The organism is Bacillus pretiosus (assembly GCF_052947655.1).
The window spans coordinates 312,740-334,717 of record NZ_JBRFUV010000002.1; the positions used below are offsets into that span (position 1 = coordinate 312,740).

A 21,978-nucleotide genomic window follows, 5' to 3' on the forward strand; every position below is an offset into this window, starting at 1 on the left:
ACATATGTCGGAAAGATTTAAAAACTATAAGTATTCCTCAAAGGAATTAAAATTCATGCTTTGGTTATTTGGTATTACTTGTTTTGTACACTCGGTTGCTTTCTTTGGCGGACTATTTTCTTCTGAATTTCTTTGGTTTAAAGGTGTTTGCGCTATTGCAGCACTACTAGCTTTTATGGATGTTAAGCGAAAAATTAATAAATACAAGATAGCATGATGAAAAGGAGCCATTACAGGTTCCTTTTTTCTATTCAAAATAAAAAAGCAGCTGTTAGGCTACTTAAAGTTTGTCTTATCACCAAATAAAATGATATATATATTCTCCCGTTACACTTTCATCAACTCCAGCAACCCTAGCAAATCTCATCACGTCAGCACCCTGAAGGAAATACATTGTTAGCATTACTGGCACACGTGACCACATAAACCGATAAAGTTCATTTACTCTTTGCTTAGTTGTAACAATTAAATCGTTCGCAGGTCCATTAATCCACGCAGAAGTTCTAACTGAAGTAAACGGAAGATCTTTCCCATTCACCACTATTCTCGCCATAATATGTGTTATATCCATATCGATCCCCTCATTCCAAGAATCAAATCTGTTTCCCATATTTACATAAATATTCGTAACTATAAGAAATGTTTAAAGTTAATTTTTTATAAAATAAAAACGCAGCTGATTCGCTACTTTTATTTGTTCCAATCTTTAAAATCAGGGTATTTACTATATTCTTTTTTAATAACGTCTTCTCATGCATTTCGCTTGTAAAGCCCGTTGCTCTTCCTCATCCAAAACTTCTTCAAATGCACATTTTAATCTTCTATATCTAATTTCATCATTTGTACTTTTCCTAAGTTCCGGAAATAGTAACTCCGCTCCTGTATGTTTTGGAATTTTACTTTTAACAGCCGGTAATCACGTAATACCTCTATCACGAAAGGACGTATTTCCTTCTCATTTATATTTCTAGAAGAGTAATTCATACGATACGGTTCCCCTCCGTTCAATCTACTTACTTATAAACGAATTATTTTGTTTAAATTTATACAGCATCTATTAAAAACATAATAATTATACTTTTTTACTAGTATACAAGCCGTATCTTTTAAAAGAAGCACAACATAGAATAAAATACAGGACAAGACTTTCAAAAAACTTGTCTGAGTTTATTCTCAAAAAGAGGTGAACATAAATGCCTATCGTTAAACCCTTTATAGCTGGAAGACGATTTGTAAGTACTGCAGCAACAGGGACTGTCGCTGGAGCAGATTTAACTTTTGCTAACACAGACTTCACTGATGACACTGGTGCTGTAACAACCTTCCCTGCTTCTTATGCTTTTTTAACGCTTTATATTAATGGCGTTATTCAAACAGGTGATACTATTACTGGTGTGACTACTACAGCTGCTACTATTGTAGGAGGCGCTGTCCTAGATGGAGGAACTCCTATCGCAATCGAATTTACAATAACGTAAATTTAGTAATTTTTTAGAGGTTTCATTAAAAGAAACCTCTAATTTTAGTATCAACTACATGATACAGTGCATATACTAGTACAGGATGATTGGTATTTATACTCACTCTTAAAAAGAGCACTTATACAGTGCTCTTTTTAGGTTTGCTAGAATAAAACTTAATATACGGTCAATACTGTAGACACATGGTTATGTTTCTACGATTTTCTTATAAAAGCAATTAGCTTTTGCTAGCTGCTCTTTTGTGATTCATCGTCACATTATGATGAAATGTTCATATATTATCTCGAAGCAAAAAACTAATTTACTTTTCAATATCTCACTTTTCCCTTAAAGAGCACTTTATTTAGTGCTCTTTTTGGTGTTTCAAATTAATACAAAATGAAATTTTTATTAAGCTTTCTATTAATAACGTATATTGATTTCTTTTCTAAATTAATTTAGAAATAAATAGTTCATCGGTGAACTATTCTATGTTAAACTAAATTAAAAAAGAAAAGGGATGAGTATTATGAGTTTAAAAAATCAAAGTTTCAAACAAGCAGGAGAAGTTGTCCAGTCATTTGTAGCAATAAACAAAGAAATTATAAAGTTCACACATCAAAACGCCTCCAGTTTAGGATTAACAGTACAACAAATGGGTATTTTAAATACAATTTATGCAATTCCTAATATCACTCTTAAGGAGATTTCAGAACGTCTTTCAGTTCCTAAAAGTACAGTGAGTGTAAATGTAGATGATTTAGTTAATCTAGAGTTCATCGAACGAAAACAATCAGATGAAGATCGTAGAGAAATAAGATTAAAAGTAACACCCAAAGGACAAGAGGCATCGAAAAAATCCATTGAAAACTCTACTTCCTACAAAGCGATGTCCCTAGCATTACAGCAGCTTCAAGAAGACGATGTTCAAACATTATTGCGTATTCATAAAAGTTTATTAACCTCTATAAAGCAATTTCGTTGATTGATGTAAAACATTAATAAAACAAATTCTAATTCTTATTTTTCAAAGAACTGAGCAGTTAGATTTCACTAGCTGTTCTTTTATTTAGTTGCGATAGGTAAGACTTTGAAGTTATCTCCATCTTTTCCCCCACTTAACACTGTACGTGCGACTTTCATCGCATACAGCGCCCCATCTTATTCTTTTATACTAAAGTAACTAGATTAAAAACTTTACGAAGTTTGTTTATTTTCTTCAGTTGATTATCGCTCAATTGAAGTATTCTCATATATGTTTTAATCGTCTCTTCATTTGTTGCGTATATCAGTCTATGGACAAATTCATGTACAATAATTAGGTTATTAAACTCGTCAGTACCTCCCATACCTCTCGGTATTTTATGATGACAGTGCACATCCTCGGCTATTAAGAAAATTCCGTTGACAGCGCATTTACCATTTTGCATGGAATACCTCGATATTCTGTTATCTGCATACTCCATGCTCTGTCCTTTATTGGAGGATAGCAACATTTTTTGTATTTCATTGGCAATGTTACCTTTTAGACTTTCGATGAGTTTTTGTCTTTCTTCTCTAGTATAGTTACACATGTCTTTACTAAAACTTTGAGGGAACCGTGTTTGTATGTCTGCTAGTGGATATACATGGTTACCTGCTATTTCAAAGGTTCTATAATTGTTTCTGTGTAATCTTTTATATAGTCTATTAGCGTTGATAGGAATTTCATATTTCCCTATTGATTTTAGACGATTAAATAAGGTTTTCGAGAGACGAAAGGCTATATTCACGTGTGTTACAATCTTGTAATAGTTTTTAATACCAAGCACATAAGAGTTATAATCCTGTACTGTTTTACCTGATGGACTCTTTTGAATTGCTTTAATTCTTGTTTTTGCTTTTTCAAGGATATCCTTTTTCTTTTTCTCGCTCACATGTGTGTTTGCCACATATCTTTTGCGCTTTTTAACAGATTTGATAGAGAACCCTAGAAAATCCGAAGATTTTCTTTTTAAGTTGGTTATAGTTGATTTTTCATTAGATATATTAAGATTTAATTGATTTTTGAGATACCTTTCCACTGCATAGAATATTTTAGTTGCCGATTGATGATTGTTGGTAAAGATTTTAAAGTCATCTGCATATCTAACTATGTGCATTTTCTTCAATTTCGCTTTTATCAACAGTGGATTTTTGTTTTTTGTTGTATATGGTTTTCTTGTTTTAATATTCTCCCACTGACTAGATATCCACCAATCTAAATCATTTAATACAACATTACTAAGTAATGGACTTAGAATCCCTCCTTGCGGAGTTCCTTTTGTAGAAATGCCTTTTCCTTTAATTGGTTCTTTTAACATTTTCAAGATGATTTTCAGAACTCTTTTATCAGTTATCCCTATGTTGTATAGTTGTTTCAATAGTTTGGAATGGTTTACGTTGTCAAAGAAACCCTGTATATCAATGTCGACTACGTGGTTAAATCTACCTCTGTTTATCAAGTATTGACACCTAGCCATTGCATGGTGTGTTGACCTATTAGGTCTGAATCCATATGAATGTTTATAGAATTTTACTTCGCATATTGGTTCTAGAACCTGCTTGAACATTTGTTGAATCAATCTATCTCTCATTGTAGGGATTCCTAACGGGCGTTTCTTCCCATTTGATTTAGGTATCTCCACCCTGCGTACCGTATTTGGTTTATAGTGTTCGAAAGTTTTTCTTATATTATCAACGAAAGAATCTACCTTTTCCATTTTATAATGGTCGATTGTGAACCATCTGTTCCTTCAGTTTTTGAACCAGTGTTAGCCTTTATATTTCTATATGCCAGTAGAATATTTTCTTTTGATATGATGTGCTGATACAAATTTATCCCTTTAGTAGCATTGTTTTCACTACGTTGATATAAATCATCAAACACTTTTTGTATATTTTAATATTCTGCATGTCGTAATGTTGTACTCACCGATGTATTAATTCCCCTTTTTTACGAAAAGTCCCATCATCTTACTCGATCCTGTGAGTTACATCTAGTTAATTTAGTTTTCAAAGAACAAGACTAGGGACTATCCCTCCACATTCGTTACATGCTTCCTCGGTACTGTGTCCCCACCTTCACAAGAATGAAGCAATTTCGGTTCGTTCGAACCTTATATGCATCTGTCCGTTAGTAGACGTTGATGACAGTTTCTTGCTTACCACGTTCCGATTGACCTAGCTATACATATATCCTTAGGTGCTTGCTTTAAGCCTGTTATCTTTACATCCTCATCGTTAGATGTTCCGAATTTCATACTATTTAATCTTACTTTTCGGTAGATAACGTCGTCATTAACGACATATACATTTCTGATATATTAAACGTTTAGACCCGTACATTCGCAAGTTTGCCAGTCCGTTAGGACATTCTCACCTTAGATATTTTGTAGCACCCCGACCTATCCATTACCATATGATTTCTCACTTAGGTTTTGTTCAGTCGACTTCACCTAGCTTCATACAACTTGTGACTACTATCACGCCTTGCATGTAGGAGTATCAGATAAGTGGTTTCAGCTCAACCTGACGGCTTTCATTCCTACTTTCGGTCAATCCGTTGTTGCCATCAAAATTGATAACCCTCCCATTTCGTGTTTACACACTTATAGGGAAACGTGTCGCACAAATAGCGTTTTTATTCAAATTAACAATCATATATTTGGACACATTTACCAGTCTTATTACCAAAAAATTCATGATATGGTTATTTAGTCGAGTACGTCATTACTTGACAATTACCCTTAGGAACCCCGCAGACAAACGGGGTTTCTTTTATTTAAATAACGATTTCATTAAAATTCCCACTTGCCTCTTTTCTTTAATGACATGCTCCATAACTCCAAGTAAGGCATACAATATAAAAAATTAACTCATAAAAATCTGATTACAACTTTTTAGATTTGTATTTTATGAGACATTCGCCTATCTTACTAAGAGTGTATATAAAAATGCGCTCTTTTTCATTTTTTCTTTTACCAAAATCGTCTTGAACCTTGAATAAATTCCATATACTAAACCGAATAGTCGTTACAGTACATTCACCCCTAGGGCGTCTTTCTCCCAAGGCGCTCTATTCATTTATTGTTGGTTTCAAAAAATACTTCTCACCTTTTAACTGGACAAGCATATGTTATTGTATGGAGACTCTCCGCTCATAGGAATCTATCTTTCTTGTCTAAGAGCACATATATTGTGCTCTTTTCTATGTCTAAATAAGGATTTTGTTTAGATTTCATTAACCTTATTGATTCCTTTGCATACAGTATTATCACAAGGAATTCTACAGGTTTCCCTAGGCCAGTTACCTTGTATTCCTTGCACACCTTAAGGCAAGAATCCGTTTATAACAAACGGGTTCTTTTATTTTTTATACAATAAGAATTTTGTTTGGCTTCAGTTCTTACATAAGGCCGACTAGACACTAACATTTTTATGTAGTACAATTCCTATCAGAAAAATGTTAGGAGATTTATTTATGACTTTTGAAGATAATCGTAAATTAGGAATTCAACAAGGTTGTATATTAATAACAGATCAATCACAATATCTTGTTGTTAAAAGGAATGAAAATTATTCTTTATTAAACATCGAAACTGCGGAATGTATAAACTTTGAAGTTTCACTTGAGCATCTTGAAGAAATGGTTCAAGTAGATTTAAAAGAAAAAATTCAAGATATCATTCCACCAGAGAATATTAAAATCGTAGTAAACACTAATTACATTGAATGCTAGGAAAAATCCTAGTATTTTTTATTTCTCTCATATCAGTCGGTCCTTTCCGTTTCTCCTCACTTTCCCACTTCTTTTTAAGCTTTCCAACATAAGTAAAGCTACGATCATACATAATACTAATTTCCTTTTGATTCATACGATACGGTTCCCCTCCATTCAATCTATTTACTTTTGAATGGATTATTTTTTTGAGTTTTAGTATGCAATAGTGCATATTTCGTACTTTCAATTTTCATACATGCAATAATTTATTTATGAAAATTAAAAGTATTAGTAAGGATGATTTATATGAACAAATTCCGACAGAAGATTATTAAATCGTTACAAACATTTTGGGGAGGATTAGCATTCGGTATATTAATTTTTGCTATCTTTTTAATTATAGATCTAACAGATACACCTTTAAATACATTAAGCTTGAGAGACTGGATAGGTTCTGCAGTAGGCGCAGCCATTATATCTGTAGGGATATTTACTTTAAGTAAATTGGATTTAAAATAAAATTTCCGTCAATACTGTATATAGGCTGTATGTCATAACTCATTTGAAGTAGTTTTCTTTGTATTGAGCAGTTAGCTTTTGCTTGCTGCTCTTTTATTTACGAAAAAAGATGAGTTTCTTTATAATAATTCTTCTTTATTTCTCAATATAAAGAGCCTTGGATTTTCGTTAACAATCTTTTACTATATAAACAAAGAGTAATTAAAAGACTTACTCTTTGCTATCAAACACATGACCGTCTAGTTTAACTTTCTTATTGTTATATTTACTCATTGTTTTTCTCTTTTGTTTTACTAATTAGCTAATTAATTTCATATATTTATTATAAACAAGGAGAAAGCACTCAAATGAGTGCTTTCTCCTTGTTTATAAGTGGACCTTGTAGGACTCGAACCTACGACCGAACGGTTATGAGCCGTTTGCTCTAACCAGCTGAGCTAAAGGTCCAAAGCATAAAATTTACTTCATAAGACGTATTCACATATATCATTTTACCATATAATGTATTAATTTACTTTACATTTTATTTAATATGCATATTTACATCATGTTAAAAGTGTTTATATTCTGTACTCCTTATCCTTTGTAATTATTACTATCTTTTAATACCTTTACAGGGGTTTGGTTAACAGTAAAAAAATCGATATATCAATCATATTAAAAATAATATAATTACAACAATTAATTGTTTATATTTTCAAATACCCTTATACTATATTGTTTAATATCAGAAATAGTAACTAAATTATATGCCTGTTTCATTGTATTAAAACAATTATCTATCTCCTCTTTTTCCATGATAGGTTTACCAGAATTATTATCTTCTAATTCTAGATCAGCTACTTCCCATGGTAAGTTAAATAGAATCATTTTTTCTAAACTCTTCCCACTATAACAGCCTAAAGTATTAACTACATAATCTAATAGTTCCTTTTCTATTTGAGTTAACTGATTTGTACTATCATAATTGAATTCAAGATTGTCGTACTGATATCCTTTGTATTTATCAAAAATAACTCGATATACCGGGCCGTGACTTCCTACTTCACAATCATCTTCAAATAAATATGTTCCAGTAAACACCCTACAAAATCCTTGCGCATAGTATAAAAGCTTTTGAAGAGCTAAAGGAGTAATATCATCATTTTTATATAGCAAATAATTAGCAACTGCCTCAATTTTCGTAGTCTGTGTAGAAGTAAAATTCTCATTTCCCTGCAGCTTTACAATCGCTTCTTTAGAAACCCTATATGCTTTTTGCGTAATTAAACCTTTATTTCTTTCCAGAATATCTAGCATAAAAGATTGATCCCTACTTAATCTTTTCAATATATCCGAGTACTGCTTTGTCGGAATATCCCCATTTACATACCTTGTTAAGGTAACTTCACCCCAACCTAAAAGTAAAGACAATGGACGTTTTCCAATCTTATATTTTTCTAAAACCTCTTTTATTTCAGAGATAGTAACTAACTGCTCCTGTTGCCTATATGCATGATCTAATTGTTCTAAATTATAATCATGAATGTCAGGAACAAATATTTCAGATTTACACTCTTCGCATTTTGCTTCTTTACCCACGTAATGATATTGCTTCCCTCTAATGACTGTCATTTTTGGAACATCTTTTGTAGAATAATTCACCATATCTCGACAACACTCACATAAAACCAACATAAAAATCCTCCCTCATTCTAAAACCATTAGTCACTTATCTTTACCTAAAAAGATAAGTGACTGGTTTATTCCTTTTATGAAAAGAAACAACAATCATGTATTTGTTCCTATCCTTATTTTCAATCAGATTCGTCTTAATATATATGTCTACCGACTTCTTTTGTCCCCAATCATCTAGCTCATATTGTGGACAAAAGATATACAATTTTTCATGAGCAAATACAATAAGCTACTTGGCATAGGCATTTCACATTTCGGGCAATATTCTCTATATCTATCTTGCAATTGCATAATTATTTCTGTCCCACATTGATTACAATTATTCATGTAGCAATCTCCTTTAATGGATAACTCAATTGGTCTCTCCTGTATTTTTTACTCTCCTGAAATTATATATTATACTATCAGGTTTTTACATATTATTCCCATCCCACTTAAATTTAGCATTAAAAAACCTTCCATTAGGGAAGGTTTTTTAATCTATATATCTATTTGACAGTAATCTAATAATTAATATTGTTTAATGAAAGTTTCTTATAACTTAATAATCAGAATGAAAGCTATCATCCTAATTATTAATCTATAGATTCAAATTCAGAGAATAAACAATTAAATAAAGTGAGCTTATTACAAGAAATATATTCTGTTTCTATACCTTCTAATGTAGTATTTAATAACTCTTTAGAGATATAATTAAACCCTTTTTTATCCATAAAAATTTTAGCCTCTTCTAGAAGTTTAACGTATTGTCCACTATCACTTATATTATTGAAATTCCATTCATCTGTTTCTTTAATATAGCTAGTTTCCTCTAACATACAGTAATAATAATTTCCCAGTAAACTAATAAAGATCCTTAAATCCACTCTTTTTCCACCTAATAATTTAATTAACTCAATATCATCATCTAAAATTTTCTGATTACTGTGAGCTAAAACCTTATACTCTAAACACTGGCTATTAGGTAAATCCGTCCAATTAACAACTGCATTATTAGAGTATAATTTTTGAAACTCGGTATACCAAATTTTATCTATATTATCTTCTTGACTATGTTGCTTTAAAGATAGTAACCTCTCATTTGGCTTTAAAATTTTTACTGATGATTTATCCGTAGGTCTTTCATAAGAAAAAAATGAATCTACTGTATTTAAAATATCACTTTTAGTAATTATACTCATTTTCTATTATCACCCTTGTTAAATCTCTTATCTGTTAGTAATTTTTTTGCCTTTTTCGCATCTTTATTTCCTTTTTTAGCTAAATCTTCAATCTCCTTCACAGTTTTATTTTTCATTGAGCCTGGAAATTCCTTATTAATAGCACCTTTTTTATATTTACCAATGACATCTTGTGCTTTCATTCCAGAAATACCAACAGCAGATCCAATTGTAACTAATTTACCTGCTTTCCATACCTTATGAACTACTTGTGCACCTCTAGCACCCCAAATAATCACAGGAATGGCTAATGGGAATGCAAATCGTTCTACTTGATTAAATTCTGCCACTTCAATTTTACTATCTTCTACTGTTTCTACACTAATAACCGGTACATTATCTAATTCATGAGTCGCTGCTTGCGTACTCATAGAAAATGATGTAGTTAATAGAGAAAATGCTGAAATACCTAATAATGATTTTGCTAATAACCTTTTCATAACAACCTCCAAATATTCCTGTTTTTACCTTACATGTAAATTTTACGATTTATTAGGAAGTGACTTCAAGTCTGTTTATTACTAAAATAATTTGTTATAATTCTTATAAGAAAACTCAGTTAATACAGTAGGTTTATTATTTATAAAAAAAATAATAAACCTACTCCACATCTTCCTATGAATTAGCTAAATTCCATCAATATAGGTACCCAAAAAAATATTTAATAACATAAACATAATTATAAGCTCTATTGAAAACAAATTAGTAGATTTTATTTCATTACACTCCTTTGAGAGGTACAGAAATTCTATGGACAATATTTTCTTATTTACACAGTAATCCTCATAAAATAAAATTATTATTTATATAAAGTTCCCTACTTAATAACAGGAAACTTTTTTGCTTTTTATTAACCTACAATCCTAAAATTCCAACAATTTGACGAGCCTTAACATTATCTATATAATAATGCATCTCTAATCCCTTTCTTTCTGCACGAAGTACGGTTCCCCTTAATTTTGAAAGATGCTGTGAAACAGTAGATTGTGGGAGTCTTAATATTTCCGTTAATTGCGTAACATTACACATTTTATGATGCATTAATTCATTTACAATTTGTAATCGTACCGAATGTGCCATTACTTTTAAAACATCTACGTCTTCTTCGCGGATTTCAGCTAGATCTCTATCAGTTACTACTGTTTTCATTTCGCATTCTCCTTTATTATTAATTTCTATTTTTCTTATTATCCTTATAAATAGTACTTATAAATAATTACGATTTGTCCTGTTGAGAAAATTTATTCTCTTCTTAAAGCAAAAAGGAAACCTATCCTGAAAACAGTTTTCACATAAATTTGATCTATATTTAACACGCTTTGCTAAGCAAAAGTACTTCTCCTATCCTTTGTTTAAAGCAAATAAAAAATTCTGCTTTTGCCTTCCCGTCCTGAAAAATTGATAAGCAGTATCCCCCATCTCACACTCTACAAAATAATCATTTTATTTCTCAACATAGATACCTGGAATTTAAATACCAAAAATGGTAATATGAAGTCACCTTCAGTTGTCAATTGTGTCCCTTTTTGAAAGGCCCTGTCTATAATGACAAGGCCTTTTAAATTTCCTTAAATCCCCTTTCTATTTCGTTTTCTCTTGAATTCCAAAAGTATGTTTCCCCCCTTTGCATCTATTAAAACCCTATCACATTCATGCTCAATAACATTCCGCCTCGTAAATAACATATTATTTAACAAAATAGAAGCCCTACCAAATCACTATAGGAATCTCTTTTCCTCTATCATATTATCAGTAGAGGAAAGAGGATGTATGCATGGAAATCCTAGGACTAGACACGCTCGTTAGCGACTTTAGGTATACTTGAATACACAAATCTTCGCAACAATTTAAGGGTGTAAAGAGATGAAAAACATAATTCAATTGCTTCCTAAAGAGAAGCAGGTTAAAGTTCTTGGAAGCTTACTTTGAAACAGTGGCAAAGATGATTGAACAAAATAATTTAATTCTTTTAGAACAGATGAAAGCTCTATAACTAATTAGAAATAACAAATTTATGATTAATTAATCTTACATACGCTTCCATAAATTATCTATATTTATCTAACATACTAGCCTCTATCTTTACAGAAGATTTGGTTATACTCCTTTTCATCTTTTAAATTTGAATTCTTTCTTTTACAAGTTGAAATAGATCTACTAATAAACCTGGTGTAGACTCTAATTCTTGCTTCTGCTTCATATTCTCTTCTGTTACAGCACTTATAAACTCCCACAGTACTTGTGCTCTAATTGTTCTGCAAATCGTTTCTCACACATTTCAAATGTTTTTATCTTCGTTTTGAACACCGTCCTAATTTAATAATTTTCTTTCCTGTAAATGGCTAGATCAAAATTATTAGCTCTTGTCAGTAGATTCCAATATTATGTATAATGACATTATCTTTTTACCAATAAACGGTAATGACGAGGTGATACAAGTAAATAAACCAAACGTGTCATCAAAATATTAAAGAATCTATTCCATGTACATTAAGATACATATATAGAATTTAAAACCATGAAATTTTATGTACAGATTGAATTACTACAAGATGGAAGATTGGTAGCAAATGTACTCAAGAAAAAAGAGCATTCAATTTGCTTAATGTTATAAAACTACTTGATGTGACATCTGTTGAATGAATTAAAAACATACTCAGGGGGAATTTCAAATGAAAACATTTAGTAAAGTATTATTAGCGGGAACATTGGCTCTTGGCAGTTTAGCAGCAATGAATGTGGAAACACCGAAAGCTCATGCTGATGGGGCGAGCGAATATTGTCGTTACATTTGCGGTCCTAAAGAAACATTAAATAATTTCACAATTCAACTTTCAGATACGAAATATAGACTGGGACAAAATATCATTCTACGAGCAACAAATGATAATGCATATGATGTACATTACACAGCATCTTTTGAAAAACACTACGATACTGGTTGGGATTATTATGACGCTGATTTTCACTATGGTTCCTTATTACCAGCTGGAACAAATGTATATGAAGATTTTGATGCTGAGACTGGCAATGGTGGAGCAATTTCTGAACCAGGAACATATCGCATGAAAATTAAAGTAACACATGCTGATGGACACGTTGATACAATGTACACAGCGCCAATTACATTAGCAAATTAAATCATAAGGTTGCTTCATATCTTATTGTTTTTATTATCTATCAAATATTTATTCAAAGTACCTAATCTTTTAATTCGTATTAGGTACTTTGAATAATAGTTTTATTTTTAGGTTACGTTCCCTATTAATAGGTATTGAAGATGCAGAAATTGATATTCAAACAATATTAAGGGTTAAAAAATAGGAATACCTTCTCTTATAATTGTCCCATTATTTAAACACTAAAGGGATTCACTATTTACAGCATTAGTTTACTTCTTTCCATAATGACAATGCAAAAATCCAATTTGGATCTCCATTCCCTTGATAACTCTGAACTGCCTCATACACCTTATTCTCATGAACTACTCTATTTCCTGCTTTATACGCTTTACGCGCATCCCATTGTTCATAAGAGTTTTCTTGCCCTTTTGTTATAACTGTGATGGCATCACTTTTCATTGATTCATTACCTGATGTATCGACAGCAGATACAACATACTTATATGCTGTATTCGCTTGCAAATCTTTGTCCATAAATGAAGTTGTATTAGCAGTACCTATTTCTTTCATGGTCCCTCCAACTTCTCTGTATACAATATAATGGCTCACATCTACATTATCCTCCGATGGACCCCACATTAAATCAATACTACTCGTAGTGGTTCCCATACTGTGTAATCCTTTAGGCTGGGTCGGTGCTTCTGTATCTGGTTTTTCCTCTGTTGTTTTAATAACTAGTGCTTCACTTTCCTCAGATATATTCCCTGCAGCATCTACTGCTCTTACTGTATACGTATATTCTGTGTTTGGGCTTAATTTTTTATCAATTATACTTGTACCGACTACAGTATTAATTAACTCCCCATTACGTAACACTTGATATTCTTTCACCCCTTCATTGTCTGTTGCAGGTTTCCAATTAAGTTCTACACTATTTGAAGTAGCTTTTATTACTTTTAATTCAGATGGCTGGGTTGGTGCCTCTTTATCTGGTTTTTCATCATTTATTAGATTCACATCAATCACATTATAGAAAGCGTTTACAGTATCAGCTACATCCCAAACAGCTAAAATAACATGATACCCACTACGATCAGTTGGTACATTGATTTTATGTGATAAATTATTAGTTGCTTTAGAACCATCGTGTTTTACAGTACCAATTAACTCGAAGTCTGCTCTTGTTAGAGGTTTATTTGGATCCCATCCCTTTTTTGTGATGTAATAGTGCCATTGACTTGTTGAATGAGGAGCTGTGTATTTCCAAGTGAAGATATTTTCTCCGCTTTTAATCGTATTCTTAAACCATCTATCAGCTGTTTGTTGATCAAGAATCCCACCAAACAGGCCTCCTGCTGAAGCAATTTTCCCGTCTGCTGGTCCACCCTGTGGGAATCCTTTAGGAGCTTCTAAACTTTGCGGTTCATACATTATATTTCCACAATTTGAATTCAGCGCTCCATAATTTTGACTGCATAAAGCTGCACGGCTACCTGGCTTTTCAACAAACCCATGTGCATAGGCATTTTGAGGAATAAGAGTTGTACTCATAATTCCCACTGCTACTGCAGCAGCACTTAATCCTTTTTTATTTGTAGCCATTTTTCTAAACTGCCCTAGAATTTTTTTATTCATACTACTAGTCCCCTCCTATTGAATTTCTTACTATATTAAGAGCATGGATATAAGTGAAGGCTAAACACGTATAACTAAAATGAACAATTGAATACACAATCTCATAATTTCATACTCAACTATTCATTTACCTTCATTACATTCAAATAACCCTATAGTTGAATTATTACATACTAATTTATTAAACTTTCACAGAAATTATGACAGTTATTGGACTTTTTCCCGTACCCCTCTTTTGTCTTAAAAGTTCTTCTTACTGTAATTTTAGAACAAAAAACGTATTCCCTCTTACATTTACCTACACAAATTTAAGAAATAAATAATTCAAAAGGAAAAATAAAAATACTACAACAAAGAATTTCCATTTGTTTCTTTTCGTTGGTTTTCCAGCATGTTGTATATAAGAAAACAAGGCAATACCTGCCATAGTAAATAAAAAGATTTGATAATAATCAATCATCTGTAATCCCCCTCCATACAAAAAATAAGAAGCCTCTTTTTGAGAGGCTTCTTATTTTTAATACAAACGACATACATAGGCTAAATATACACAATAAGATTAGGATGCTGAACCTTATTGCAGCTTTATTATAGCATATAACCCTTTGTTTTTTGTTTAATAATTCCGAATTATACAACTTTATCAACATTTGAGTGTTTATTTACATACAATTCACAATAAAAAACAAAAAATATCCACGGATAAAACCAACGTATGTAAAAACCAGCTACCATCCCATTCATAGTTTTAAAAATTTGTCCTATCCTTCTTTTAACAATACTTTAAACTTCGGATAGATTACCGTATATCGACATCTTATGTATGCAAAATTACATATCAAATCTCATTGAAAATCATTCTCGTTGTAACTATAATAGTTTCAAGGGGTGATATTTTCACTTCCTTTTCAAATCTCACAATATATTAAAGGAGGAACTAGCATTATGAAAAAAGTTATTTTAGCAGGGGCATTAGGAATTGCAGTATTATCAGGTATGAATTTACCAGGAGCAGAGGCATCTAAAGCGAGTGCGGCAACTACAAATTTAGACATTCAAGAAGTTACAAAATATTACTCTATGAGTTCCTATGAAGTTTCTCAAAAAGAATCATTTAATCTTAATAAAGGAGAAGAACTTACGGTCTTTGTACAAAATTCCGGGTTCCCAATTTCTTATACAGTCTTTGATGCAGATGATCAAGTAATTGGCACATACAATGCTAATTCACCATATGGTCGCGTATTCAAAGCACAAAAAGACGGTAATATTTCTGTACAATTTCAAGCAGGAGTAAATTCTTCTTACATGAAGAAAATGAATTTCACAGCTAAATTTACAGTTTCTAAACTTAACCAACAATAAAAATTTTAACAATCCTCTTTAAAAGAAAATTAAAAAGGTATATCTCTTCAATGGGATATACCTTTAACTTTAGTGAATTTTATATTGACCAGATAACTGCTCTTGCGCCATACGAACTAAACGTTTCGTAATCTCTCCACCTACTGAACCATTTGCTCGTGATGTTGAATCTGGTCCAAGTGTAACGCCAAACTCCTGAGCAATTTCATACTTCATTTGCTCAATTGCACTTGCTGCCGCTGCTACCAAAATCTCGTTTGAATTATTATTTTCTCGAATTTGCATTTCTAACACACCTCCATTTAATTGGTAATATCATGCTCTATTTCCAGTGGAATATGCAAAAGAATTATTCTTTTAACTATTTTACATATATATCTAAGCTTTCATCCCTTATGTGGGAATAAATAAAGGTATAGGTCATACCTACACCTTCTTCTATCCTACTTAATTTTGAACCCTCCTATTAACTCCTGTAATTCTTGGGAGAGCTAATTTAAAGAATTTGCTAGCTCTGCAATATCTTGTACATACATTTCTTGCTCTTTCATACTTATCTCAACATTACTACTGCTACACTCATATGTATTTGCAATATGTGATAATTCATTTACAACCTGAACAATAGATTGACTATTTTCTAAAGCATCTCTTGAATTACTCGAAGTTGCTTTAATTTGATTTGTAACAGATTGTGCAGATTTTGAAATTTTTTCGAAGAAAGCGCCACTACTCTGAACAAGTATTTTTCCTGATTCCACTTCCTTTGAACTCCTTTGCATGGATTTTACAGCCTCTTCTATTTCAGCTTTAGTTTCATCAATTAATTTAGCTATATCTCTCGCAGATACATCAGTCTTTTCCGCTAATATACATACCTCTTCCAAAACAATTGAAAACTCTTTATCGACTTTTCCAGCACATGAGTCTTCAGTAGTAGCATTTAAAGCTAATAGATTAGTTTGATTTGAAACGGTTGTAATTACAGTAATAATTTCATTAGATCGTGCTTCTAATGCATAAATACTAGAAGATACATCTTGAACCCTATCTCGGATTATTTTCATTTGATTAACAATTTGCTTAATCAAATCTTTCCCTTCTATAGAATGCTGTTCCATGCCTTCGGAAGCAGTAGCAACTTGTTTTGCAGCGCCCTTAATTTCTTTCATCTTACTTTCCATTTCTTGAACAATCCCTAAACAGTTATGCACTACATGAGAATGTGCCCCTAATTTCAATCCTGTCATAGTGCTTGCAATCTCTTGAAATGCCATACTATTCTCTTTTGTATTTGCCGACAATTCCTGTGAAGATGCCGAAACCTGTTCAGCAGTCTGCCTTACTTTATCTATAATCCTATTAAACTTTTCAATAGTGTTATTAAAATGGGAATTAGTTATCCCTATATCATCAGATCTTTCATTCAATTTAATACTTAAGTCCCCTTCACCAACTTTGCGTAAACCTTCCTGTAAATCCTTTAAAGGCGATAAAGAATTTCGTGAGATAAATATTTGAATCGTGGTTGCGATTGTTAATGAAATTATAATAAAGAGTAACCCTTGCGCTATAAATTTTTCCTTTGTAAGTGGAATAACAGAAGCATTCAAATCCGCTGCAACAATTGCAATTATATTTTTATTTTCATCTGTAATTGGCTCTAAAATTGTTACCCAGAAACCTAATTCATCTTCATACACTTCTGTCATTTGTGCCTGTTTCGTTTTCATTACTTTACTGTATGTTTTCATCCAATGAGTAGGATGCTCATAATAGTCACCTGTTTTTAAAGAACCTAGTTTTACAGAAACTGTATTTGCTAATTCTGTATCCAAAGCTACCAATTGTAATTCAGCTTTATCATTTAGCTTGGCTCCTGTAACATATGTTTGTCCGACACTTTTCATACCTTTTATAGCTTTATCTAATTGCTCTATCTATTTTTCTTTCTTCACTCTTTGTGCTGTGGGGTCTTTTGCTACATCTCTCACTATTTCTACATCTAATTGATTTATTACTGTATCTCCTGTTTCAAAAGATTGCCTCTCAAATATAGACATCATACTATTTTGAAACATATTAAAACTTAACGCCCCCATACTTCCCACAAGCGTCAGAATTACTAATACCGTTAGTAATATATTTTTTTGAAGTAACGATAGCTTATGCCAATATTTTTTCATTAAAATCACCTTTCAAATTTTCCATAATAAAAAATAAAGTAGTAATACATTTAAAAGACACTCTATTCATTTTATTATTATAAAGTAATATTCAGGATTCTCTCCTGATAAAATAAAAAACGGACAATCTTGTCCGCTTTTTATTTTATGGTAATTCCTCATATTTCTCTATGCTATTTTCTTCCTTAGATTTATTTTGAGATAATTAAAACTTAAACCTATATATATTGGAATGCTGACAATTTAGCATAATAAATATCTTTGCTTTTCAGGATTTGTTTACACATAAAACTCAGAGTTAATTAAAGAAACATTCGTGTTTAGATGTAAACGCAGTAAATCAAAGAAAGACACTCTTTAAAGAGTATCTTCCCACTATGCAGCCATATAATACTTGCTTCTTTCATCTTTAAATCAAGTAGGCAAACAACTAAATTGTTATGTTAAAATTAGAAAAGAGCATATCAATCTCTCCTCACCTATATAGCGTCTCCCTATAATTCCAATATTCCCATAACTTCTTTTGTAAATATTTTAAAATCAGTTAAATGTTTTTCAATAATTTGCCGAACAATATCTAAATTTACACTTTGATAATCATGTACAGCGATATTTCGAAATCCAACCATCGCCTTTAACTTATTTGCCAGCTCTGCGCTAAGTAGTCCTGCTGTAACCAATAAATCAAAAGCTTCTCGACTAGATTGAGGTAGTCCTAGTTTTTTTCCAGCAACAATATGCATTGCTAAATCAATACTCGCTTCACAAGCTCTTTGTATATTCAAGATTATTGAATCTTGCTTTGTGTAATCTTCCAAATTTTCAGGGTCATTTCCATACACGTCTTGGATTCTTTTTATACAACGCTCTATTGTGGAAATTTTATTTAAAATAACCTCATTCTTCATATATTGAACCTCTTTTCTTTATATCATCGAATACTATCTTGCGTTCCTCATTTAATTTTGAATACATTTTTAAAGTTTTCATTTCAAAAATGATTTTCCGTTCTTCATCAGAACAAAATATTGTCTTTCCTGTATGTATAATCTGAGCTTGAAAAACTGTAGAAGCTTCGGATAAATCAACTAAATCAACATCTCTATGAACAATATTAGCTAACTCCTGTGCTAATAAAAAACGTTCATAATTCCCTAAGGTTGTATCACTTACATAAGCTATATCAATATCACTATCTTCCCGTTCTCTATTCTCAGCCGTTGATCCAAACACAATTATCCAATAGGGATTCACCGTCTTTTGTAATTTTTCTATAATAGCTGTTATCAGGCTTTGAAAAATCATTTAATTAATCCCCCTTAGTATACTTGAACTTTATTATATCATAATCATTACGAAATCCATTAAGCTTCAACAAATACATAAACAAAATTAAACCTTCTTAGTACTTAAAGACGGAATCGAAAAAAAGAAATTAAAGATGATATGTCACTTACTTCTTTCCTTTCTTCTTCCATGGAAGGAGCTATTATGGCTAGTCGAGTATCAAAAAATAATATACACCATCATTATTTTATAGAACAAGTAAGACATCTCCTTAATTCATATGCCAATTAAACCTTCTTAAAACGCGGCTTGTATATAAAAACAAAAAGACACTTTGAGGTGTCTTTTTTCAATTAATTCATTTACCCATCATAATATTTTTAGAACAAATTCATATTAAAGGTTTTATAATGAGTATTAGTAAAGAATCAATTGCTGTTACTGGGCCAAATCTACAGATAAAAGATAATTCAACTAATAAGATTATACAATCTCCAAATAAAATCACTATTAAAATTAAATCAATTCAAGCAATTAGTAATACGAAACACTTCCTTATAAAAAATAATGCAGATTAAATAAATTAAAATAAAAATACCCACAAGTACGAATTCACTATGTCTATTGTAACGCTTGGTTTGTTAAGCAAGGTAAGTATCTAAAGAGATACGTCCCTCCTATATAGTTAAAAGTACAACAGATAGGCTCTTATGCTATTACACATAAGAGCCTATCTCACCAGTATTATACTTAACTGGTTATATAAAATTCCTTTATATTAAATAGAAGTTATCCTTACAATTATTCTGGGAAAATGAAGTTAGAGTTCCCTTCACCATTAGCGGAATCCTCCCTTGGGAATGTAAAAGTAGATCCTTCATTCCCTTTATTTATTTCTTGCTCCTCAGGAAATACAATGGAAGAATCATTGCCTAAGTTCGGTGAAAAACCTAGTTTAGATAAAATGGCTTTTAAGTCAGGTAAAACACCAATTTTATCAGAGATTGGATCGTTAGATTTCGTTCCAGTACTAGAATCACTTAAAATATCCCTAAGCTGTCTTGGTGTATATACTCTCCCCTGATTATTTTTTGCAATTCCTTGAATTGATGCTGCAGCACCAGCAATAATAGGCGATGCACTAGATGTTCCAGCAAAACTAGATGTATATAGATTTGTTATAAATTCACTTGGTTTAGCATCTGTAGTATCTACTGCATTCCCCCATCCATACACATCCACTCTACTACCGTAATTAGAGAAATATGAACGTTTATGAGGAACCCTTGCAGAAGCTGCCCCAACCATAATCGCCCCTGAATCTTTAAAATCAGGACTATTACGATTTAAAACTTGTTTACCATTACGGTCTCTAAATTGATCCAAGTCATTTCCACCGTTTGCACCTGCTTCAATAATAATAATTCCCTTATTTGTTCCCATACGAATTGCATCAAATATGTCTGGTTTTACTTCCACTGGAAAATAGTTCTTATCTCCATATCCATCGTAAGTTGCTTGTGCCTCTAGTAAAAGAATATCTCCAGCTTGCATATTGTTAACCGCACTTAAAATAGCATCAGCTGTATTATAATTTCCGTTATCCCTAATCTGGGATACAACCTTTACCTTAGCCTTTGGTGCAATCCCAATTCCACCTATGTTATTATCCTCTGCAGAAACAATTCCCAATACTGAGGTACCATGATCATGGTGTTCACTCTTATTCTGTCCGGACATCAATTCAATCTTTTGATTCACTAAATCTTCATGACTTAATAACCAACCATACTCCATATCTACGAAAGTAGTTCCTTTTCCGTCCCCACCATTTATACTCCAAGCATAAGGTGCATTAATTCCTAATGGTGCTGGTTCAAGGTAACCTTGTCTTGTAAGTCTAGGCTCATCATATGGATTAACAGATAAATTTGGTAAACGCTCTTCAGGTGGCGTTTCTTCTTCCTGTAAATACGCCGTTTCAATAAGAGATGATTTCTCAAACTTTGCAAGTAAAGCTTGTACATCAATATCACATTGGTTTTCTACAATATAATAGTTTAGCAAATTGGAAGAAATATGTTCGGAGTCGTTTATTTCTCTACCTAAATTTTTAATTTCTTTAGGATTTAAAGAACTAAAAAGTCGATTTATAGTTACATTTGGGTATTCGTTTAAAATTCCAATTAATTCAGGATCTTGTTTTTCTTCTTTAATGAATTTTTCTATTCCATCCTGATATGGCAAATTTGCCTCATTTTTAAATTTCAAAATTAATTGTTTCGTAACTTGCTTATGTACAGTAGAATTCAATTGCTTATTTGAATAATTGTAACTAGCTGCATAGGCAACTTCTGATTTATCACTTGGAAGTAGTCCACCCACCCCATTAAATGCTGTTAACGCAATTGAAGAAACTATAATTCCCTTAAAAATTTTCAAAATGTGCACCTCTTTTAATTTATATATAATTATAAAATGCTTTATATGGCCTTAATTCTTTTTATATAAGCTTCTTATATTTCCAACTCCGTTCATTTTTTAATATTTGCTTAAACATCATTAATACAACTACTTCATACCATCAAACCTATTAATTTAGCTGTATAACTGTAACCATTATAGTTACACCTATAGCGAATAGTCAATCTAATTTTTTATGCAATTTCGCATTTTAAATAATACATACTTCTAATTATTTTAAGATAAGTTAAACTTCTATCATTTTAAATAATTGCATATATGTAATATAAAGCATATAAGGAG

At 31.6% G+C, this 21,978-nt stretch carries 18 protein-coding genes, 1 tRNA gene and 6 pseudogenes; 9 read left to right on the plus strand and 16 right to left on the minus strand.

Translation table 11 applies throughout. The annotated features are described in order from the left end of the window. Positions 1-4: 4 nt before the first annotated feature. Positions 5-217, plus strand: a complete 213-nt coding sequence (locus tag ACU8YW_RS28620) for a hypothetical protein (RefSeq protein ID WP_427325540.1) — start codon at positions 5-7, stop codon at positions 215-217. A 78-nt stretch (positions 218-295) separates the two neighbouring features. Here ACU8YW_RS28620 and ACU8YW_RS28625 read toward each other — a convergent pair whose 3' ends face one another. Then, positions 296-610, minus strand: coding sequence for a hypothetical protein (locus ACU8YW_RS28625; protein WP_306008528.1), 315 nt, complete (start codon positions 608-610; stop codon positions 296-298). A gap of 583 nt (positions 611-1,193) precedes the next feature. Between ACU8YW_RS28625 and ACU8YW_RS28630 the strand changes: the two genes are divergently transcribed. Continuing rightward, positions 1,194-1,478, plus strand: coding sequence for a DUF4183 domain-containing protein (locus tag ACU8YW_RS28630; protein ID WP_001123250.1), 285 nt, complete (start codon positions 1,194-1,196; stop codon positions 1,476-1,478). 511 nt (positions 1,479-1,989) lie between these two features. After that, positions 1,990-2,445: a MarR family winged helix-turn-helix transcriptional regulator gene (locus ACU8YW_RS28635; RefSeq protein WP_426934406.1), complete on the plus strand. Its 456-nt coding sequence runs from the start codon at positions 1,990-1,992 to the stop codon at positions 2,443-2,445. Between the two features lie 184 nt (positions 2,446-2,629). On the opposite strand, the pseudogene ltrA reads toward ACU8YW_RS28635, so the two are convergent. Next, positions 2,630-4,377, minus strand: a pseudogene (gene ltrA / locus ACU8YW_RS28640) (group II intron reverse transcriptase/maturase). A gap of 1,584 nt (positions 4,378-5,961) precedes the next feature. Here ltrA and ACU8YW_RS28645 point away from each other — a divergent pair. Next, positions 5,962-6,219: a hypothetical protein gene (locus tag ACU8YW_RS28645; protein ID WP_098649088.1), complete on the plus strand. Its 258-nt coding sequence runs from the start codon at positions 5,962-5,964 to the stop codon at positions 6,217-6,219. Positions 6,220-6,507: 288 nt separating this feature from the next. Then, positions 6,508-6,720, plus strand: a complete 213-nt coding sequence (locus tag ACU8YW_RS28650; protein WP_097892084.1) for a hypothetical protein — start codon at positions 6,508-6,510, stop codon at positions 6,718-6,720. A 373-nt stretch (positions 6,721-7,093) separates the two neighbouring features. Here ACU8YW_RS28650 and ACU8YW_RS28655 read toward each other — a convergent pair. From ACU8YW_RS28655 to ACU8YW_RS28680, 6 genes and pseudogenes are all read right to left on the minus strand, one after another. After that, a tRNA-Ile gene (locus tag ACU8YW_RS28655) sits at positions 7,094-7,167 on the minus strand. A gap of 234 nt (positions 7,168-7,401) precedes the next feature. After that, a complete protein-coding gene (locus ACU8YW_RS28660; RefSeq protein WP_446894127.1) occupies positions 7,402-8,397 on the minus strand; it encodes a type II toxin-antitoxin system antitoxin SocA domain-containing protein in 996 nt (331 codons plus the stop codon). A 40-nt stretch (positions 8,398-8,437) separates the two neighbouring features. Next, positions 8,438-8,617: pseudogene (locus ACU8YW_RS28665) on the minus strand (hypothetical protein); the annotation flags it as partial. Positions 8,618-8,972: 355 nt separating this feature from the next. Continuing rightward, positions 8,973-9,578 (minus strand): hypothetical protein, encoded by a 606-nt coding sequence (locus ACU8YW_RS28670; protein ID WP_242015977.1) that lies wholly within the window; start codon positions 9,576-9,578, stop codon positions 8,973-8,975. Further along, positions 9,575-10,057, minus strand: a complete 483-nt coding sequence (locus ACU8YW_RS28675; protein ID WP_000825893.1) for a hypothetical protein — start codon at positions 10,055-10,057, stop codon at positions 9,575-9,577. The genes ACU8YW_RS28670 and ACU8YW_RS28675 overlap by 4 nt, the downstream gene beginning before the upstream one ends. A gap of 415 nt (positions 10,058-10,472) precedes the next feature. Then, on the minus strand, positions 10,473-10,766 hold the full coding sequence (locus tag ACU8YW_RS28680; protein ID WP_446894128.1) for an ArsR/SmtB family transcription factor: 294 nt from the start codon (positions 10,764-10,766) through the stop codon (positions 10,473-10,475). A gap of 625 nt (positions 10,767-11,391) precedes the next feature. On the opposite strand from ACU8YW_RS28680, the pseudogene ACU8YW_RS28685 reads away from it, so the two are divergent. After that, positions 11,392-11,610 (plus strand): annotated as a pseudogene (locus ACU8YW_RS28685) (hypothetical protein). On the opposite strand, the pseudogene ACU8YW_RS28690 reads toward ACU8YW_RS28685, so the two are convergent. Beyond that, positions 11,534-11,894 (minus strand): annotated as a pseudogene (locus ACU8YW_RS28690) (hypothetical protein); the annotation flags it as partial. The pseudogenes ACU8YW_RS28685 and ACU8YW_RS28690 overlap by 77 nt on opposite strands. A gap of 395 nt (positions 11,895-12,289) precedes the next feature. On the opposite strand from ACU8YW_RS28690, the gene ACU8YW_RS28695 reads away from it, so the two are divergent. Then, the gene (locus tag ACU8YW_RS28695) at positions 12,290-12,757 is read left to right on the plus strand and encodes a hypothetical protein (RefSeq protein ID WP_098134995.1); all 468 of its coding nucleotides are present in this window, start codon (positions 12,290-12,292) and stop codon (positions 12,755-12,757) included. Between the two features lie 246 nt (positions 12,758-13,003). Here the strand turns inward: ACU8YW_RS28695 and ACU8YW_RS28700 are convergent, their stop codons facing one another. Both ACU8YW_RS28700 and ACU8YW_RS28705 read right to left on the minus strand, forming a co-directional pair. Next, positions 13,004-14,374 (minus strand): lytic polysaccharide monooxygenase, encoded by a 1,371-nt coding sequence (locus ACU8YW_RS28700; protein WP_446894129.1) that lies wholly within the window; start codon positions 14,372-14,374, stop codon positions 13,004-13,006. 298 nt (positions 14,375-14,672) lie between these two features. Beyond that, positions 14,673-14,834, minus strand: a complete 162-nt coding sequence (locus ACU8YW_RS28705) for a hypothetical protein (RefSeq protein WP_179864182.1) — start codon at positions 14,832-14,834, stop codon at positions 14,673-14,675. A 485-nt stretch (positions 14,835-15,319) separates the two neighbouring features. Between ACU8YW_RS28705 and ACU8YW_RS28710 the strand changes: the two genes are divergently transcribed. Next, a complete protein-coding gene (locus ACU8YW_RS28710) occupies positions 15,320-15,739 on the plus strand; it encodes a hypothetical protein (RefSeq protein WP_097890828.1) in 420 nt (139 codons plus the stop codon). A gap of 69 nt (positions 15,740-15,808) precedes the next feature. Here ACU8YW_RS28710 and ACU8YW_RS28715 read toward each other — a convergent pair whose 3' ends face one another. From ACU8YW_RS28715 to mntA, 4 genes and pseudogenes are all read right to left on the minus strand, one after another. Continuing rightward, on the minus strand, positions 15,809-16,024 hold the full coding sequence (locus tag ACU8YW_RS28715) for an alpha/beta-type small acid-soluble spore protein (protein ID WP_001167052.1): 216 nt from the start codon (positions 16,022-16,024) through the stop codon (positions 15,809-15,811). 206 nt (positions 16,025-16,230) lie between these two features. Further along, positions 16,231-17,925: pseudogene (locus ACU8YW_RS28720) on the minus strand (methyl-accepting chemotaxis protein). A 494-nt stretch (positions 17,926-18,419) separates the two neighbouring features. Beyond that, positions 18,420-18,833, minus strand: coding sequence for a type VII toxin-antitoxin system HepT family RNase toxin (hepT, locus tag ACU8YW_RS28725; RefSeq protein WP_097890830.1), 414 nt, complete (start codon positions 18,831-18,833; stop codon positions 18,420-18,422). Beyond that, a complete protein-coding gene (mntA, locus tag ACU8YW_RS28730) occupies positions 18,823-19,230 on the minus strand; it encodes a type VII toxin-antitoxin system MntA family adenylyltransferase antitoxin (RefSeq protein WP_097890832.1) in 408 nt (135 codons plus the stop codon). Before mntA ends, hepT begins: the two co-directional genes overlap by 11 nt. A 100-nt stretch (positions 19,231-19,330) precedes the next feature. Between mntA and ACU8YW_RS28735 the strand changes: the two are divergent. Next, positions 19,331-19,503: pseudogene (locus ACU8YW_RS28735) on the plus strand (TetR/AcrR family transcriptional regulator); the annotation flags it as partial. A gap of 510 nt (positions 19,504-20,013) precedes the next feature. On the opposite strand, the gene ACU8YW_RS28740 reads toward ACU8YW_RS28735, so the two are convergent. Beyond that, entirely contained in the window at positions 20,014-21,654 is a 1,641-nt protein-coding gene (locus ACU8YW_RS28740; RefSeq protein ID WP_446894130.1) for a S8 family peptidase, read from the minus strand. Positions 21,655-21,978: the final 324 nt, after the last annotated feature.

Excerpts from the sequence above, each read along its gene's own strand:
- ACU8YW_RS28620 (WP_427325540.1), top strand. The coding sequence starts at position 5 with ATGTCGGAAAGATTTAAAAACTATAAGTATTCCTCAAAGGAATTAAAA.
- ACU8YW_RS28625 (WP_306008528.1), bottom strand. The coding sequence starts at position 610 with ATGGGAAACAGATTTGATTCTTGGAATGAGGGGATCGATATGGATATA.
- ACU8YW_RS28630 (WP_001123250.1), top strand. The coding sequence starts at position 1,194 with ATGCCTATCGTTAAACCCTTTATAGCTGGAAGACGATTTGTAAGTACT.
- ACU8YW_RS28635 (WP_426934406.1), top strand. The coding sequence starts at position 1,990 with ATGAGTTTAAAAAATCAAAGTTTCAAACAAGCAGGAGAAGTTGTCCAG.
- ACU8YW_RS28645 (WP_098649088.1), top strand. The coding sequence starts at position 5,962 with ATGACTTTTGAAGATAATCGTAAATTAGGAATTCAACAAGGTTGTATA.
- ACU8YW_RS28650 (WP_097892084.1), top strand. The coding sequence starts at position 6,508 with ATGAACAAATTCCGACAGAAGATTATTAAATCGTTACAAACATTTTGG.
- ACU8YW_RS28660 (WP_446894127.1), bottom strand. The coding sequence starts at position 8,397 with ATGTTGGTTTTATGTGAGTGTTGTCGAGATATGGTGAATTATTCTACA.
- ACU8YW_RS28670 (WP_242015977.1), bottom strand. The coding sequence starts at position 9,578 with ATGAGTATAATTACTAAAAGTGATATTTTAAATACAGTAGATTCATTT.
- ACU8YW_RS28675 (WP_000825893.1), bottom strand. The coding sequence starts at position 10,057 with ATGAAAAGGTTATTAGCAAAATCATTATTAGGTATTTCAGCATTTTCT.
- ACU8YW_RS28680 (WP_446894128.1), bottom strand. The coding sequence starts at position 10,766 with ATGAAAACAGTAGTAACTGATAGAGATCTAGCTGAAATCCGCGAAGAA.
- ACU8YW_RS28695 (WP_098134995.1), top strand. The coding sequence starts at position 12,290 with ATGAAAACATTTAGTAAAGTATTATTAGCGGGAACATTGGCTCTTGGC.
- ACU8YW_RS28700 (WP_446894129.1), bottom strand. The coding sequence starts at position 14,374 with ATGAATAAAAAAATTCTAGGGCAGTTTAGAAAAATGGCTACAAATAAA.
- ACU8YW_RS28705 (WP_179864182.1), bottom strand. The coding sequence starts at position 14,834 with ATGATTGATTATTATCAAATCTTTTTATTTACTATGGCAGGTATTGCC.
- ACU8YW_RS28710 (WP_097890828.1), top strand. The coding sequence starts at position 15,320 with ATGAAAAAAGTTATTTTAGCAGGGGCATTAGGAATTGCAGTATTATCA.
- ACU8YW_RS28715 (WP_001167052.1), bottom strand. The coding sequence starts at position 16,024 with ATGCAAATTCGAGAAAATAATAATTCAAACGAGATTTTGGTAGCAGCG.
- hepT (WP_097890830.1), bottom strand. The coding sequence starts at position 18,833 with ATGAAGAATGAGGTTATTTTAAATAAAATTTCCACAATAGAGCGTTGT.
- mntA (WP_097890832.1), bottom strand. The coding sequence starts at position 19,230 with ATGATTTTTCAAAGCCTGATAACAGCTATTATAGAAAAATTACAAAAG.